The organism is Acetivibrio saccincola (assembly GCF_002844395.1).
Classification (GTDB): domain Bacteria; phylum Bacillota; class Clostridia; order Acetivibrionales; family Acetivibrionaceae; genus Herbivorax; species Herbivorax saccincola.
The window spans coordinates 1,708,131-1,724,288 of record NZ_CP025197.1 but is presented as its reverse complement, the minus strand read 5'-3'; the positions used below and the strand labels follow the sequence as shown (position 1 = coordinate 1,724,288).

Genomic DNA, 16,158 nt, shown 5'->3' with positions numbered 1-16,158 from the left:
ATTAATTTACCTCCATAAGCTTATTGTATATTTCATCCCTGCTAATTGGTCTTCCATCGTACTTTAAAATGCTTCTGTGGCATGTAATACCTGTTTCTGCCCTGATAATAGAGGCCAGCTGCCCTGTTGCATTTTGCTCAACATTTATAATGGTCTTAGCTTTTTTGTGCATCTCATTTAACATTTTTACAGGAAGGGGCCATATGTCCCCAAAAACCAACGCAGCATACTTTTTACCTGTATTTTTATTTAATAGCCCCACTGCTTCCCTCATAGGACCATCAAGGGAACCCCATCCTAAAAGCAAAACATCAGGCTCATCTTCTCCATAAAATGAAGGCTCAATAAGTTCTTCTTTTAAAAGTTCCATTTTCCTTAGCCGCTTTTCACACATATTCTTCCTGACTTCAGCTGATTCTGTTATCAGTCCGTATTCATCATGTTCATCACTGTCTGCTAAAACCCTGGTACCTTCTATTTTCCCTGGAATTATCCTGGGTGAGATACCACTTTTATTTATCTCATATGTTTTAAATTCTTTTTTGCCGTCCATATAATCTTTATGGTTAAAATACCTTTTAATCTCCACTTTTGACAAGTCAAAGGGTTTTATGGTTGTGGTATAATCCGCCAAATACTGATCTCCTAAAATAACAACCGGGATTCTGTATTTATCAGCTATATTAAATGCCCTGACAGTCTGATAAAAAGAGTCTTCAGGATTTTTAAGGGCTATAACCATTCTGGGAAATTCACCATGGGATGCGGAAATTACAAATTTTAAATCTGACTGTTCTGTTCTTGTGGGAAGTCCCGTTGCAGGACCGGGTCTTTGAATTTCTGCAATCACCAGGGGTATTTCCTGCATTCCCGCAAGCCCTAGGGCTTCCACCATAAGGGAAAAACCTCCTCCTGAAGTACCTGTCATAGCCCTTACTCCTGCATAAGACGCACCTATCGCCATATTTATTGCTGCTATTTCATCCTCTGCCTGCTCTACAACAATACCTGCCTCATGCATTTTGCCCGCCAGGTAGTTCATAATGCTTGTGGAAGGGGTCATAGGGTATGCAGAATAAAATTTACATCCTGCTGCTATAATCCCAAGGGCTATGGCGTCATTGCCGTTTATAAGTATATTCTCATCCTTTTTAGGTAAGCTGATGCTATAGAGGGAATCAACCAAAGCATATCCCCTCTTTACCGCCTCTATGTTTAAGGATGCTATCTCCTCCCTGAAGGTTTCCTTTAAAACCTCTTCTAAAAAAGATATGTCAATATTAAAAAGCTTAAAAAGGGCTCCCGCCGCAACACTTCCAAAAACCCTTACGTTTCCTGTTTCCTTTGCCGTTTCCATCAGGGGAAGTTTCTTAAGACGCGCATCTTCAAATTCAACACTTTCATCAGATATGATAAAACCATGATTTTCCAGTCTTTTAATGTGATATGAAATGGTTTTGGCATTAAATGCTATAATCCCGCTAAGCTTGTCCCTGTGGGAAGTAATTTTTTCTTCACTAAAGCGGATTTGGGTAAAATTATGTCCTCCTCTTACCCTTGACATATAATCCCTAATGGTGAAAATCTCAAAACCGGCTCTTTTTAATGCCTTTTCAATTATGGAGGTAATGGTTTCCATTCCCTGCCCTGCCGCCCCGCCAATTAAAATGTTGTAATCCATTATCTCACCTCTTATGTTTTTTATTTTTACTACTTCTAAATCTTTGTTAATATAAATTTTTTAAAATTTTACATAAAAAATAACTATTAACTTACAATTTTATATTTACCACCAAATAAAATAAAAAACAATTAATAAATATAAATTTTCACTTATTTATTGCTTATTCTTGACATTGCAATATTTGTCTTAATAAATTATAATATTTTGTGTAAATTATATAGTAGAGATATTGTAGTAGATAACTTTTTTCAAGGAGGTTTTTTATGCACTTCCATATGCATAAATATAAATTTGAAAGTAAAGAATCTAATTATCACAAACACAAAATACTTGGCTACACACAACACACAGTAGGAACAAGCTCCTTGCACTTTCATACATTTTATGGTGTATCTTCACATAAAGACCACACTCACTATTTTTCGGGCTTTACAGGCTTACCTGTTAAAACCCCTAACGGTCATGTCCATAAAATTGAAGAGATTTTAGAGGAAAACCAACATCATGAGCATGCCTTTTCCGGCTACACTGATGAAGAAATTGCATATGTAAAAGGGAAAAAGCCAATCCAGGCATTCATTTAAAATCCTGGATTTTTAAAATAAAAACTTGCTTTTTTATAAAAAAACGTTTACTATATATAGTATGTAGATTACCATATGTAGTATTTATTATGTGCTATATTTAATGTAGAATTGTAATAAATTTTAGAAAGAGAACTTACATGAAAGGCGTTTCACAATTGTATTGGTACGTCTTTTTGTTTTTTTGGTATGTTTTATCTTGAAAGGAGATTCAAAATGTATAAAGATCAAAAGGAGCAGACCTACTCATTGAGTAATGTATTTGGTTCTAATGTATTTGATGATACTGCCATGAGGGAACGCCTCCCTAAACTTACTTATAAAGCTTTAAAACAGACAATTGATGAGGGTATTCCTCTTAATCCCCAGGTTGCTGAAATAGTGGCAAATGCAATGAAGGACTGGGCAATAGAAAAAGGAGCTACCCATTACTCACACTGGTTTCAGCCTATGACAGGAATTACCGCAGAAAAACACGACTCCTTTATCTCCCGCACATCTGACGGGAAAGTAATAATGGAGTTTTCAGGGAAAGAACTTATAAAGGGTGAACCTGATGCATCCTCCTTTCCTTCAGGAGGTCTCAGGGCAACTTTTGAAGCCAGGGGATATACTGCCTGGGACTGCACTTCTCCGGCATTTGTTAAGGATAGTACCCTTTATATTCCAACTGCCTTTTGTTCTTATAACGGGGAAGTATTAGACAAAAAAACCCCCCTCTTACGTTCTATGGAGGCTTTATCAAAACAAGCCCTGCGGATTCTCAGGATTTTTGGAAATACAACAGCCAAAAAAGTTATAACAACTGTAGGGGCTGAACAGGAATATTTTCTTATAGATAAGGATCTTTACCTGAAAAGAAAGGATCTTATATTTACCGGCAGAACCCTCTTTGGAGCAAAACCCTCAAAGGGACAGGAGTTGGGAGATCATTATTTTGGGGCTATAAAAGAGAGAATATCCCTTTTTATGAAGGAATTAGATCAGGAACTTTGGAAGCTTGGTGTTTTATCAAAGACTAAGCATAATGAAGTTGCCCCTGCACAGCATGAAATAGCACCTATTTACACCACTGCAAATATTGCTACCGACCAAAACCACATTATTATGGATACACTAAAAAAAGTTGCACTAAGGCATAATTTAGTGTGTCTTTTACACGAAAAACCCTTTGCAGGTCTCAACGGCTCCGGTAAGCACAATAACTGGTCCCTTTGCACTGATGACGGCCAGAATTTATTAGACCCGGGAAAAACTCCCCATGAAAATGCACAGTTTCTGGTGTTTTTGTGTGCAGTAATTAAAGGGGTGGATGAATATGCAAACCTTTTAAGGCTGTCTGCTGCTACTCCCGGAAACGACCACCGTTTAGGAATCAGTGAAGCCCCCCCTGCTATAATATCCATCTTTTTAGGGGAACAGCTTACTGATATTATGCATCAAATAGAAAACGGCAATGGCGGGGCAACCTCCTGTAAAAAAGGCGGTAAACTTAAAATAGGAGTATCAACAATCCCAAACCTTCCTAAGGACACAACAGACAGAAACAGGACTTCACCTTTTGCCTTTACAGGTAACAAATTTGAGTTTAGGATGGTTCCTTCATCTGCTTCCATTGCAGGAGCAAATTTTATGCTAAATACCATTGTTGCTGAAATGCTTTGCCAGATAGCAGACAGATTAGAAAAAGCAGAGGATGTAACTTCAGAAGTACAACATATTTTAAAAGAAATTGTGACTAATCATAAAAGAATAATTTTTAACGGAAATAATTATTCTGAAGAATGGATTAAAGAGGCTGAAAGAAGAGGGCTTCCAAATATAAAATCAACCGTTGAAGCGGCAAATGCATTGGTTGAAGAAAAAAATGTAAGATTATTTGAAAAACATAATATACTAACAAGGCATGAACTTGAATCCCGCCGTGAAATTCTTTTGGAACACTATATAAAAACCATTAACATAGAAGCCTCTACCACAATTGAAATTGTAAACCGTCAAATTATACCTGCTGTTATAAAATACATCACCATTGTTGCAGACTCTGTAAATGCCGTAATAAAAACGGGTCTTGATGCAGATACCTATGCCCAAAATGAAATTTTAAAGGAAGTGTCTTCACTCCTTGCTTTACTGAAGAAAAATGTATATGATTTGGAAAACTCCCTAAAAGAAGCATCAGAATTGTCTGTTGACACCTACGGTATGGCGATGTTTTATAAAGACAACGTGTATGTTAAGATGTCTAAGGTAAGGGAAGTTGCCGACAAATTAGAAACTTTAGTGGATGAAAAAATGTGGCCATTCCCCACTTACGGTGAGTTACTGTTTAACATATAAAATAATAAAAAAGGCATATAGTTTCTACACTAATGCCTTTTTTATATATTATTCTTTGTACTCTATTCCGTATTTAAGGGCTTCCATCTCCGCCGGTATTAAATGATGTTTATTCTGTGACAGAATTTTATATAAAGCATTCTCAAAATTATCCTCTGAAACTATTCCTGTTTCACCTATAAGCTTTCCTAAAAGAATAATATTTGCAAATGCAGCATTCCCCATTTCGAAAGCCTTATTTGTCGCAGGTACATAGCACACTTTTATATCCTTACGAGAAGGTTTTTTGTCAACCAGTGAACTGTCAGCAATAATAATGCCGCCTTCCTCAACTACACTTTCAAACTTCTCTAAAGAAGGATTGTTCATAGCTATTAAAGCCGTTGCACTGTTTAAAACCGGTGAACCAAAGTCTTCATCAGAAACAATTACATGGCAGTTTGCCGTTCCCCCCCTCATTTCAGGGCCATAGGAAGGCAAGCATGAAACCTTTTTATCTTCAATCATACCGCAATATGCAAGTATCCTGCCAGCTGATACCACACCTTGTCCGCCAAAACCGGAAATAATAACTCTATGCTGCATTAATTACACCTCCAAATCCTGACCCTTAAAATTTCCCAATGGATATGCTTCAATCATTTTCTCTTCAACCCATTCTAAAGCTTTTAGAGGGTTCATTCCCCAGTTAGTTGGGCATGTGGATAAAACTTCAACCATTGAGAAACCTTTGTTTGCCATCTGAACTTTAAATGCCTTTTCAATGGCTTTTTTGGTATTTCTTATATTTTTAATGTCATGAACGGAAGTTCTCTCAATATAAACCGCCCCGTCTAAAGTGCTGAGAAGCTCACAAACCCTTATTGGGTAACCTTCTGTCTCCGGCTTTCTTCCAAAAGGTGAAGTAGTGGTAACCTGGTTTATCAATGTGGTGGGAGCCATCTGACCTGATGTCATCCCGTATATAGCATTATTTATAAATATTGTGGTTATCTTTTCACCCCTGGTGGCTGCATGAACTATTTCAGCTGTTCCTATAGCTGCCAAATCACCGTCTCCCTGATAGGTAAATACCACTTTGTCAGGAAGAGCCCTTTTTACCCCGGTACCTACTGCAGGTGCCCTGCCGTGAGCCGCCTGTATCATGTCACAATTAAAGTATTCATAATTGTTATATGAACAACCCACAGGTGATATACCAATGGTTTTGCCTTCAATACCCAATTCATCTATTACTTCAGCTATAATCCTGTGAACAATTCCATGAGTACATCCAGGACAGTAGTGCATAGGTACATCTGCCAACGCATGTGGTCTTTTAAAAACTATAGCCATTTTCACTACCCCTTCCAAAAGTAAATTCTAAAAAATTCTTGTTATTTCAATATTTCCTTTATTTTGTCCAAAATCTCCGCTTCCTTAGGTATCATTCCGCCCATTCTTCCGTAAAAATAAACAGGTTTTCTACCATTTACTGCCAACCTCACATCTTCCACCATCTGTCCTGCATTTAGCTCTACAGTTAAAAAGGCTTTTGGCACCTTTGCATACTTTTCAAACTCTTCCTTTGGAAATGGCCACAAAGTAATAGGTCTTATAAGTCCTACTTTGATTCCTTCCTTCTCTGCCTGCTTTATAACATTACTTACTATCCTGGCTATTGTTCCAAATGCCACAACAATAATATCAGCATCTTCACAATTGTAGCTTTCAACCCTGACTTCATTTTCCTCTATCATTTTGTATTTAGCTTGAAGTTTTAAGTTGTGCTGTTCTAAAACTTCCGGTTCTATATATATGGAGGTTACAACATTTTTGTCCCTTTCCATATTTGTCCCTGTAGTAGCCCAGGATTTATCTCCCCGTACAATGTTTTCCTCTTCTTTAAACTCAACCATTTCCATCATTTGACCTAGTATACCGTCGCCCATTATCATGGTGAGAATCCTGTACTTATCAGCAATATTAAAAGCTTCAACTGTAAGTTCATATAGTTCCTGTACACTTAACGGCGCCAAAACAACCATTTTATAGTCCCCATGGCCTCCGCCTTTTACAGCTTGAAAATAGTCTCCCTGTGCCGGAAGTATTCCTCCTAATCCTGGTCCGCATCTTACAATATTCACAATAACTGCAGGAAGTTCAGCACAGGAAATATAGGATATTCCTTCTTGTTTTAAGCTTATTCCGGGACTTGAAGATGAAGTCATAACCCTCACACCGGTGGATGCAGCTCCATAAACCATATTTATAGCAGCTGTTTCACTTTCAGCCTGAACGAAACTTCCACCCACCTTTGGCATTTTTTTTGCCATATAATGTGCTATTTCCGTCTGTGGTGTTATAGGATATCCGAAGTAACACCTGCATCCCGCTCTTAAAGCTGCTTCTGCAATAGCTTCATTTCCTTTCATTAAATATCTTTCACCCATTTAAATAACCCCTTTTACTTTTTCTAATATATCTTATATCATGTTGTAAAATATCTTAATCTTATGATGTTAAATATTGTAATGTTTTTTGGCAGGTACTGTGTCTATTTCTCAACTTCAATAACGCAATCAGGACACATCATTGCACAAAAAGCACAGCCAATGCATTTTTCCATGTCTGAAATACCTACAGGATGAAAACCTTTTGAGTTTAACTTGTCCTGTACTATAATAATTTTTTTTGGACATACAGAAATGCAAAGCTTACATCCTTTGCACCTGTTTTCATTGATAGTAACTTTTGCCATTTAAATCCCCCATTATCTTTTTCTTGCTATTTATTGTATTTGCTGTGTTTAGACCAAAAGCCATCTTGTCTATTATAAATCTCATTATCCTTTTTTTCAAGTCTATTAATAAATCCTTCTAAAGCATTTCTATCCTCTTTATCAATATGTGTAATTTCAACCCCGTATTTTTTGCCTTTTTCACTTGGACTTTGTCCCTTTATCACACCTTCAAAACAAACTTTTTTCCGGGATGTTATATAAAGTTCAAAAAAGAGCATGTCCCCCTTTTCCAACGTCCCTTTTTTACTTAACTGTTTTTCCAAATCTTCATTTACAACAAAGGCCAATCCTATATTGCTAAGGTTAACTACTATAGCAAATACTCCTTTTTTGTCATCTTTATTTTTTTTGATTATTGAGCATAGATATACATCATATCTGTAGCTTTTTCTGTTATTTAAGAATCTCTCTATCTCGTGTATCTTTATCGTTATGCTCTGTGGATGTTCTAATTTTATTCTGCTTACCCACCCTGTCATGGTGTATTCAAAAGCATCAGTGGAGTACTTACATCTCATGGTGTCCCCGATCATAATTATGTTTTCAATATAATCCTTTTCAAGCCCTATATCTATCTCTATGCTGTCATTATTAAAAGAATACACCAGATTGTTTACCCAGTTGTTGGAGTTATAGTGTTTTGTCTTTATTACCTTACCTACATCAAGAAATTCACTTAACATAATTTTATCTGCCATAAGCATATCCTCCATTTAATCCCACGGCAACTTTATATATTTATTTAAAAACAAAACTTTGTTCCCTATAATATCCTCTATTCCCTTTAAATAGTCATAAAAACCGCTTACAAAGGAAATAGGTACTCCAAGCTCTTCTGATGCTTCCTTTATTATAACATGACCTTCAACAACATCGTCAATGGTGGTGTTTTTTAGTAAATTTGTATTGTTTACAAGACCGGTTATATTAAGCCTTGATGCTTCTTCTATTTCTTTTGCCATTTTTATTATTTTGCTTACTGTATCAGTATCCTGCCTTTTGGTATTTACAACTAAATACATTTCATATCCTTCATTTATAAGCTCTTCATTATACCTGGCCAAGGCCTTAGCCCCTAAGTCATCCCCTCCTACATCCAAAACCACATTGTAGCTTTTGTCCTCAAACAATGCATTTATTTCTGGAGTAAGAGCCGGGACGTCTACATTTGTATTTGCATACATAGGAGACACTACTTTTATATTGCTTTCTGATAATAGCTTTTTTGCGTCAACGGCACGGAAATACGGGTTAACTATGTCCAAATCAACAAGTGCTACTTTGTTTTTAACTTGTGGCAGTTTTAATGCAAAATTTACAGAAACCTCTGATTTACCACTGCCAAAATGTCCTGTAAAAATACTTATTCTCTTTTCTGTCATATACACACCTTACTTTGTTAAAAAATTTTTAGATACCTAATTTTGGATACCCAATATTAAGCATCCTATTATTTATTATACCCTATTAAATCCTTGATTACCTCACCTGCAGCAATAAAGCCAACTACAGGAGGTACGAAGGATACACTTCCGGGTACCCGTTTTTTAATTACGCTTTTTTTGCCTGCTGCCTCATTAGCTGCATCCTTTGGAGATTCATCCCTCTTATCCGGGAAACCGGCATCACCGTTAATGCATATACCTTCAGGACTTGCAGGCTTTACAGGTTCTTCTGTTGAATACACAACTTTCAGTGAGTGTATGTTTCTTTTCCGGAGTTCTTTTCTCATTACTTTTGCCAATGGACATACTGAAGTTTCATAAATATCCGCCACTGTAAATTTTGATGGGTCAAGCTTGTTGCCTGCACCCATGCTGGATATTATTGGTATGCCCATTTCCTTTGCCTTGACAACAAGCCCGATTTTACCCGTTACTGTATCTATTGCGTCTATAATATAGTCATAGTCCTCCCGGATAAGATTACCCCCTGTCTCCGGTAAAAAAAACTCCTGATAGGTGGTAACTTCTACCTTTGGATTAATTTCCATTATTCTTTCCTTCATAACTTCTACTTTAGGCTTTCCAACCGTTTTGTGATTGGCATGAATCTGCCTGTTTATATTTGTAACACATACACAATCACTATCCACAAGAACAAGCTTTCCTACACCTGCCCTCACCAGTGCCTCCACTGCAAAAGAACCCACACCGCCAACTCCAAAAACCGCCACTTTTGAATTGCCTAATTTATTCAACGCTTCTTTACCAATTAATAATTCTGTCCTTGAAAATTCGTAAAGCATAAATACACCCTATTATTTATTTTTTTCTAATTTATTGCAAATATCAAATATTCTTTTTGCCAGTATTTCTGCCCTCTTTACTGCAAACTCGTCATTTTCCGCAGGGTTGTGGGCACATACACCATGATGTCCGCAGTCATCTTCAAAATACCCGTCCCCTACAATGGTCATCCCATGGACAAGCATAATATCATGAAGTGCTCTTATAGTTGTTTCCTGCCCGCCATATTTTGAACCGCCTACTGTAACTCCTGCCCCCACTTTGTTGTAAAGGGCCTTTTCTCCCCTAAGCTTTCTCGTCTTGTCAAAAAAGGCTTTCAATTGCCCACTTACAGTTCCAAAATAAGAGGGACTTCCAAATACAATGGCATCAGCCTTTTTCATTACTTCAAAAGCCTCTTCAAGCTTTGAATCCTTATAGCATATGCCGGAACATGGCGAACTGCAGACAACACAAAAACTGTGCTTTGCACTGTTTAAAAGTTCCTGTACATCGTAGACAACTGTTTCTGCCCCCAATTCTTTTACTTTGTTAAGGACAGTGTCAAGTAAAAACTTTGTGCTGCCGTTTTTTCTCGGACTTCCGTTAAGACCTACAACTAACAATTTAATCACTCCCATTTTAAATATATTATCATATTGAAATAAAAGCTGCAAATTCACTTTTTAAAAATTACAAAAACATATTGTAATAATATTTGTGAAAGGCAATTTATATAACCTATTTTATTTTACTTTATTATGAGATTTGAAACAAGAGAAAAAGGCTGTACACTTACCTATTAGTGTAACAGCCTTTTATTTTTTTGCTTATCCTGTTTAAATTTATACCTATTAATAAATTTATTATATACATTACATTAAATTTTTTCTTTTTAATTTTTTTAATTTTTTGTGTTATTTAAATATCTATTAGCTTTTCAAGTTCTTGTCTTGTATTTTTAATATTATATACTATAATTTACATGTTTTCAATGCTTTTATAATTCTTATAATACTTTTATAATTCTTTTTTATAATACTTTAATGTTATTAGCTCCTGGCTTTATAGATAAAGTCCCTTATTTTATCCCCGTCCTTATACCCGGAAGTCTCAACACCACTACTTACATCCACCCCAAAAGGTGCCAGCTTATCTATAGCCTCTTTTACATTTTCTATATTTAGGCCTCCTGCAAGAATTATTTTTCCATATTCTTTAGCCTTAGAGGCCAGTTCCCAGTCAAAAGTCTTTCCCCCTCCCCCATAGGCACCTTCAATGTAGGCGTCTAGAACAAAGGCATCCACATTGTATTCTGACATTTTTTCTATAGAATCCCCGTCCTTTACCCTTATAGCTTTCCAAATCTCAATTTTTCTTTCACCTTTTAGTTTTTCTTTTAAAGCCTCTATATACATGGAAGATTCGTCACCGTGAATCTGCACACAGTCAAGGGAGAGCCTCTTTATAGTTTCTAAAAGGCTCTCTAAATCTTCATTTACAAAAACACCAACGGTTTTAATTTCAGGTGAAAGATTTTTTTTTTAAACTTTCTGCCAATTCAACTGAAACCCTTCTTTTGCTTTCGGCAAAAACAAAACCTATATAATCAGGCAAATACTTGTTTACATATTCTATATCTTCTTTTCTTTTTAGACCGCAAATTTTAACCTTTGTCATACACTCACCATTCTAAGTTCTTTTATTTTTTCATCTATAGATTCGGCTCTCATAAATGTTTCACCAATTAAAACTGCATTAACTCCCAAATCCTTCAAATACTTCATATCCTCATGAGTTTTTATACCGCTTTCACTTACAACCAGCCTGTCATGAGGTATATAGTTCATTAATTTTTCCGTGGTTTTTAAATCCACTTCAAATGTTTTTAAATTTCTGTTGTTGATGCCAATTATTTTTGCCCCCGACTCTAAAGCCCTTTCAAGCTCTTCCCTGTCGTGTACCTCAACTAAACACTGCATTCCAAGTATCTCCGCCACAACCTGGAATTTCTTCAGTTCCTCATCGCTTAATACAGACACTATCAAAAGTATGGCATCTGCACCTAAGTATCTTGACTGGTAAACCTGCCACAAATCTATTATAAAATCCTTTCTCAAAATAGGCAGGGTGACAGACTGCCTTATTTTTACAAGATAGCTGTCATCACCTAGAAAAAAGTTTTTTTCTGTAAGGACAGATATTGCCTGTACATCCCCTTCACTATATTTTCTGGCAATTTTTATAGGGTCAAAATCCTCTTTTATAATACCCTTTGAAGGGGAAGCTTTTTTAACCTCAGCTATTATAGAGATTTCATTTTCTCTTTTTAATGCACTGTAAAAATCTATGGTTTTATGAAGACCCGGTCTTGAAATCCTTTCTTTCCAACCCTCTATAGAAATTTCACTCATCTCTTTTTTAAGCTGCACTCTTTTTTCATTAACAATTTTATCTAATATCATTTTGCCCTCCTTAAATCCTCCTTAAAATTCCCCTGTATAACACTATCCATTTAACGCAACTTTGCAGTTAAAATAATTTAAATCCAAATAATTTTTTAATTCATATACTTTTTCCATTGCTTTTTTAGAATCAATTATTTCAGCAGCCATCTCTATTCCCTCTTTAATGGTTTTTGCAACTTTTCCAACATATAGTGCCGCTGCTGAATTTAAAAGTATAATATCTCTCTTTTTACCCTTCTCACCATTAAATATAGAATATATAATATCTGCGTTTTCCTTTGCATCCCCGCCTATAAGTTCTTCCTTTTCAGCCAATGAAAAACCGTACTCCTCAGGATCTATATAGTAATTTATAATGCTGCCGTCCCTTACTTCTGATACTTTTGTCCTGGTGGTTGTAGTTATTTCATCCATACCGTCCAACCCATGTATAACCATTGCTTTTTCCACACCAAGATTTAAAAGAACATTTGCCACCGGCTCTGTAAGCCTTTCATCAAAAACACCCAGTACCTGCCCCTTTGCATTGGCTGGATTTGTCAATGGTCCTAATATATTGAATATTGTCCTTATACCCAGTTCTTTTCTAGGCCCTGCTGCATACCTCATGGATTTATGAAAATGAGGTGCAAACATAAATCCTATTCCTACTTTTTCGATACAATCTTTTACCATCTCCGGCGGAATTTCTATATTTATACCCAAGCTCTCTAAAACATCTGCACTACCGCTTCTGCTGGACACAGACCTGTTCCCGTGTTTTGCAACGGCAACTCCTCCTGCAGCTGCCACAAAAGCCGTTGCCGTGGATATGTTAAAAGTATTTGAACCATCACCGCCGGTACCGCAGGTATCGATATAGTAACCAACTTCCGGATTTATTCTGTAAGCCTTTTCCCTCATCACTTTTGCACACCCGGTAATTTCCTCTATGGTCTCGCCTTTAATCCTAAGGGCTGTAATAAAACTTCCTATTTGTGCATCAGTTGCCTTGCCGCTCATAATACAGTCTAAGGAGCTTATTGCTTCCTCCTCATTTAAATTTTTCCCCTCAACTAATTTTGCTATTGCCTCTTTTAACATAATAATTCTCCTCTCTTCTCATCTCAATTTTTGAATTTTTTTAACATTGAACTGTCCTTTATTAATTTCCTGCAAGCTGTAATTTTTTTAAGCCTTTATAGTCAGAATAAAATTCCCCTGTTTCCTCCAGAGCTTTTAAAAGTGCACCTAATTTATTTATAGTTTCCTGGTATTCATTTTCCGGGACTGAATCTGCAACTATACCGGCTCCCGCCTGGATATAAGCCTTCCCGTCTTTAAATATAATGGTCCTTATGGTTATACAGCTGTCTAAGTTTCCGTTAAAGCTAAGATATCCTATAGCCCCGCCATAAGGTCCCCTTTTTACATTTTCAAGCTCATATATAATTTCCATAGCCCTTACCTTTGGAGCACCTGACAGGGTACCTGCCGGCATAATGGACATAAGGGCATCAAATGCAGTTTTGTCCTCCCTAAGTTCCCCTGTAATATTGGAAACTATATGCATTACATGGGAGTATTTTTCTATATGCATTAAGCTGTTTGTTTTTACCGTACCTTCTTTAGCAACCTTTTTAACATCACTAATTCCTAAGTCCACCAGCATAACATGCTCTGACAGTTCTTTTTTATCTGATAAAAGTTCCTTTTCAAGCTGTTCATCCTCTTCCTTTGTCTTTCCCCTTTTCCGCGTTCCTGCAATAGGGCAGGTTTCAACAATACCATCCTCTACCCTTGCAAGCATTTCAGGGGATGACCCTACTATTTTGTAATCGTCAAACTTCAGATAATACATGTAAGGTGAAGGATTTATAACTCTCAAAACCCTGTACACATTAAAAGGGTGCTCTTCTGTCTCCACACACAAACGCCGGGAAAGTACAACCTGGGAAACTTCCCCTCTGCTAATATACTCTTTTGCCTTTAATACATTCCGGCAAAACAACTCTTTTGATATATTGGATGTATACTTTAAAGTCTTAGGTTCCTTGACAGAGTCTTTATCAAAACTTGGAATGAAATCATCAAATACCTTCCATCTTGTATCAAGAATTTCTTTATAAATGCTCTTTATTCTATCAGCTGCACTATTGTAATCCCTTTCTATATTTCCTCCCACATGTAAATTTACAATTATGTGAATCTTCTGCTTAAGATGGTCAAAAACCAAAACTTCATCTGTAAAGAGAAAATGGCACTCCGGAAGTTCTAAATCATCTTCCGGGACGTTTGGGAGGTTTTCATAGTACCTTATAAGGTCATACCCGAAAAAGCCCACTGCTCCTCCATTAAACCTTGGCAAATCAGGAATATCTGCACCCTTATATTTATTCATAAGCTCTCTTATAATTTCAACAGGGTTGCCCTTTTCCTCTTTTACAGCACCATTTTTATCTTGGATAATTGTGCTGTCTTTATAGCTTTTAACTATTAAGAAGGGATTTTTGCCAATAATGGAGTAACGTGCCCACTTTTCTCCCCCCTCAACGCTCTCTAGTAAAAAACAGTACTTGCTGTTTTCAAATCTTTTGAAAAGACTTATTGGCGTTTCCATATCAGCATAAACCTCCATGGAAACAGGGATTACATTGTGATTTTTGGCTAATTTTTTAACCTCTTCAAGACTTGGATACAACATAAAAAATGCCCCCTTCTTTTTTGAAGGAAGACATGAGACTTGACTAAAATAAAAACCCGAGTATAGGACTTGGAACTTTAAAGCTAAAATTAAATTGTACTGCACCGTCTCATCTCTTCTCTTCTAAAACTCATCTCTTCTTAAACTTTTAAACTCAACTCTTCTTACCTGACACCTGTAGTTTAAATACCTTCTAAGGTGTACAAACTAAGGTGTACAAAGCAGCCTCACTTTTAGTATCACTGTTACAAATCAACTAATCTTATGACAATTATAACACAGTGAATATCTAAAAAGCAACAGTAAATTGAATTTTTATTCCAAAATAAATTAAAAAGTAAATTCAAAAGGTTTTATACAGCTTATTATTGTGCTAAAATAGATGAAGTATTTTATTTTTGGGGAGGATGGAAATGAAAAAATCAGCTCTTAAATTAAAAAATGACAGACTAAAAGTTGAGATAGACTATCCGGGAAACAGCTACAACGGTTCCCGCTTTGACTGGACAGGCTTTATTACAGATGTATGCCTTGATGACAAATATTCTTTTTGCACTAAAGAATCACTTATCCCGGGTAAAGGCTCCGGAGGAGTTGGACTTTGCAACGAATTTGGAATTCACACTCCTATAGGATATGATTTGGCAAAGCCTGGGGAAAAATTTCTCAAATTAGGAGTTGGGCTTTTAACACGCCCTGATGAATCTGATTACTTTTTCTTTGATAAATACCAAGTGTCCCCTTTTGAGGTTGTAGTAAAAGAAGAAGATGACAGCATTACATTTATACTTAATCATTTAGATTGCAATGGATATTCTGCTAAAATGACAAAAAAGCTTTCAATAAAAGACAACACCCTTACAATTGATTACCAGCTTGAAAACACCGGCAAGAAAACCATTGTTACAGAAGAATACTGTCACAACTTTATATCAATTAATGAAAATCCAATTGATAAAGGATATATATTGAGATTCCCATATAACATAAATATAAAAGAAGTGCCTGAGGTTTTAACCTTTAAGGATAATGAAATAAAAATTATTAAAAATCCAAAAAATGATTTTCACTGCATCATTGAAGGATATGATTCTATTGACAACCATTATTGGGAATTGGTTTTTGAGCCGTTAAAGGCAGGTGTCAGGGAATACAGTAATTTCAATGTAAAATCCCTCGCTCTTTGGGGAACTACCCATGTAATAAGCCCTGAAGTTTTTATAGATGTGAATATACAGCCTGGAAAAATACAAAAGTGGGCAAGAAAATATGAATTTTTCACATATTAAAATATAAAGTAAATAAATTTTAAATAAAAAAGTCTGTATACCCGTAAAGTTTTCAACAAAAAGGCATACAGACTTTTTTTAAATTTTTTTAATTGCATAA

At 36.1% G+C, this 16,158-nt stretch carries 15 protein-coding genes and 1 pseudogene; 3 read left to right on the top strand and 13 right to left on the bottom strand.

Annotated features, from left to right (window positions below; genetic code table 11):
* Window position 1: 1 nt before the first annotated feature.
* Window positions 2-1,681, bottom strand: coding sequence for a 2-oxoacid:acceptor oxidoreductase subunit alpha (locus HVS_RS07660; RefSeq protein ID WP_101300852.1), 1,680 nt, complete (start codon window positions 1,679-1,681; stop codon window positions 2-4).
* Between the two features lie 266 nt (window positions 1,682-1,947).
* Between HVS_RS07660 and HVS_RS07655 the strand changes: the two genes are divergently transcribed.
* Both HVS_RS07655 and HVS_RS07650 read left to right on the top strand, forming a co-directional pair.
* Window positions 1,948-2,268, top strand: a complete 321-nt coding sequence (locus HVS_RS07655; protein WP_101300850.1) for a YmaF family protein — start codon at window positions 1,948-1,950, stop codon at window positions 2,266-2,268.
* A 216-nt stretch (window positions 2,269-2,484) separates the two neighbouring features.
* On the top strand, window positions 2,485-4,608 hold the full coding sequence (locus tag HVS_RS07650; protein ID WP_101300847.1) for a glutamine synthetase III family protein: 2,124 nt from the start codon (window positions 2,485-2,487) through the stop codon (window positions 4,606-4,608).
* Between the two features lie 48 nt (window positions 4,609-4,656).
* Here HVS_RS07650 and HVS_RS07645 read toward each other — a convergent pair whose 3' ends face one another.
* The 12 genes and pseudogenes from HVS_RS07645 to trpE all read right to left on the bottom strand — a co-directional run bounded on the left by HVS_RS07645 (window position 4,657) and on the right by trpE (window position 14,769).
* A complete protein-coding gene (locus HVS_RS07645) occupies window positions 4,657-5,193 on the bottom strand; it encodes a 2-oxoacid:acceptor oxidoreductase family protein (protein WP_101300845.1) in 537 nt (178 codons plus the stop codon).
* A 3-nt stretch (window positions 5,194-5,196) separates the two neighbouring features.
* On the bottom strand, window positions 5,197-5,943 hold the full coding sequence (locus HVS_RS07640; RefSeq protein ID WP_101300843.1) for a thiamine pyrophosphate-dependent enzyme: 747 nt from the start codon (window positions 5,941-5,943) through the stop codon (window positions 5,197-5,199).
* 41 nt (window positions 5,944-5,984) lie between these two features.
* Window positions 5,985-7,040, bottom strand: coding sequence for a 3-methyl-2-oxobutanoate dehydrogenase subunit VorB (locus HVS_RS07635; RefSeq protein WP_101300841.1), 1,056 nt, complete (start codon window positions 7,038-7,040; stop codon window positions 5,985-5,987).
* A 104-nt stretch (window positions 7,041-7,144) separates the two neighbouring features.
* Window positions 7,145-7,348 (bottom strand): 4Fe-4S dicluster domain-containing protein, encoded by a 204-nt coding sequence (locus tag HVS_RS07630; protein WP_101300839.1) that lies wholly within the window; start codon window positions 7,346-7,348, stop codon window positions 7,145-7,147.
* 26 nt (window positions 7,349-7,374) lie between these two features.
* The gene (locus HVS_RS07625) at window positions 7,375-8,088 is read right to left on the bottom strand and encodes a PilZ domain-containing protein (RefSeq protein WP_101300837.1); all 714 of its coding nucleotides are present in this window, start codon (window positions 8,086-8,088) and stop codon (window positions 7,375-7,377) included.
* Between the two features lie 15 nt (window positions 8,089-8,103).
* Window positions 8,104-8,772 (bottom strand): P-loop NTPase, encoded by a 669-nt coding sequence (locus HVS_RS07620; RefSeq protein ID WP_101300835.1) that lies wholly within the window; start codon window positions 8,770-8,772, stop codon window positions 8,104-8,106.
* A gap of 68 nt (window positions 8,773-8,840) precedes the next feature.
* A complete protein-coding gene (locus HVS_RS07615; RefSeq protein WP_101300833.1) occupies window positions 8,841-9,638 on the bottom strand; it encodes a tRNA threonylcarbamoyladenosine dehydratase in 798 nt (265 codons plus the stop codon).
* A gap of 12 nt (window positions 9,639-9,650) precedes the next feature.
* Entirely contained in the window at window positions 9,651-10,244 is a 594-nt protein-coding gene (locus HVS_RS07610) for a flavodoxin family protein (RefSeq protein ID WP_101300831.1), read from the bottom strand.
* 426 nt (window positions 10,245-10,670) lie between these two features.
* A pseudogene (locus HVS_RS07605) lies at window positions 10,671-11,298 on the bottom strand (phosphoribosylanthranilate isomerase).
* Window positions 11,295-12,083, bottom strand: coding sequence for an indole-3-glycerol phosphate synthase TrpC (gene trpC, locus HVS_RS07600; RefSeq protein ID WP_101300829.1), 789 nt, complete (start codon window positions 12,081-12,083; stop codon window positions 11,295-11,297). The pseudogene HVS_RS07605 and the gene trpC overlap by 4 nt, the downstream one beginning before the upstream one ends.
* A gap of 42 nt (window positions 12,084-12,125) precedes the next feature.
* Window positions 12,126-13,169, bottom strand: coding sequence for an anthranilate phosphoribosyltransferase (trpD, locus tag HVS_RS07595; protein ID WP_101300826.1), 1,044 nt, complete (start codon window positions 13,167-13,169; stop codon window positions 12,126-12,128).
* Between the two features lie 61 nt (window positions 13,170-13,230).
* On the bottom strand, window positions 13,231-14,769 hold the full coding sequence (gene trpE / locus HVS_RS07590; RefSeq protein ID WP_101300824.1) for an anthranilate synthase component I: 1,539 nt from the start codon (window positions 14,767-14,769) through the stop codon (window positions 13,231-13,233).
* A gap of 413 nt (window positions 14,770-15,182) precedes the next feature.
* On the opposite strand from trpE, the gene HVS_RS07585 reads away from it, so the two are divergent.
* Window positions 15,183-16,058, top strand: a complete 876-nt coding sequence (locus HVS_RS07585) for a hypothetical protein (RefSeq protein ID WP_235827654.1) — start codon at window positions 15,183-15,185, stop codon at window positions 16,056-16,058.
* Window positions 16,059-16,158: the final 100 nt, after the last annotated feature.

Bases quoted from the DNA above. Each gene is read 5' to 3' on its own strand.
- HVS_RS07660 (WP_101300852.1), bottom strand. From the start codon at position 1,681: ATGGATTACAACATTTTAATTGGCGGGGCGGCAGGGCAGGGAATGGAA.
- HVS_RS07655 (WP_101300850.1), top strand. From the start codon at position 1,948: ATGCACTTCCATATGCATAAATATAAATTTGAAAGTAAAGAATCTAAT.
- HVS_RS07650 (WP_101300847.1), top strand. From the start codon at position 2,485: ATGTATAAAGATCAAAAGGAGCAGACCTACTCATTGAGTAATGTATTT.
- HVS_RS07645 (WP_101300845.1), bottom strand. From the start codon at position 5,193: ATGCAGCATAGAGTTATTATTTCCGGTTTTGGCGGACAAGGTGTGGTA.
- HVS_RS07640 (WP_101300843.1), bottom strand. From the start codon at position 5,943: ATGGCTATAGTTTTTAAAAGACCACATGCGTTGGCAGATGTACCTATG.
- HVS_RS07635 (WP_101300841.1), bottom strand. From the start codon at position 7,040: ATGGGTGAAAGATATTTAATGAAAGGAAATGAAGCTATTGCAGAAGCA.
- HVS_RS07630 (WP_101300839.1), bottom strand. From the start codon at position 7,348: ATGGCAAAAGTTACTATCAATGAAAACAGGTGCAAAGGATGTAAGCTT.
- HVS_RS07625 (WP_101300837.1), bottom strand. From the start codon at position 8,088: ATGGCAGATAAAATTATGTTAAGTGAATTTCTTGATGTAGGTAAGGTA.
- HVS_RS07620 (WP_101300835.1), bottom strand. From the start codon at position 8,772: ATGACAGAAAAGAGAATAAGTATTTTTACAGGACATTTTGGCAGTGGT.
- HVS_RS07615 (WP_101300833.1), bottom strand. From the start codon at position 9,638: ATGCTTTACGAATTTTCAAGGACAGAATTATTAATTGGTAAAGAAGCG.
- trpC (WP_101300829.1), bottom strand. From the start codon at position 12,083: ATGATATTAGATAAAATTGTTAATGAAAAAAGAGTGCAGCTTAAAAAA.
- trpD (WP_101300826.1), bottom strand. From the start codon at position 13,169: ATGTTAAAAGAGGCAATAGCAAAATTAGTTGAGGGGAAAAATTTAAAT.
- trpE (WP_101300824.1), bottom strand. From the start codon at position 14,769: ATGTTGTATCCAAGTCTTGAAGAGGTTAAAAAATTAGCCAAAAATCAC.
- HVS_RS07585 (WP_235827654.1), top strand. From the start codon at position 15,183: ATGAAAAAATCAGCTCTTAAATTAAAAAATGACAGACTAAAAGTTGAG.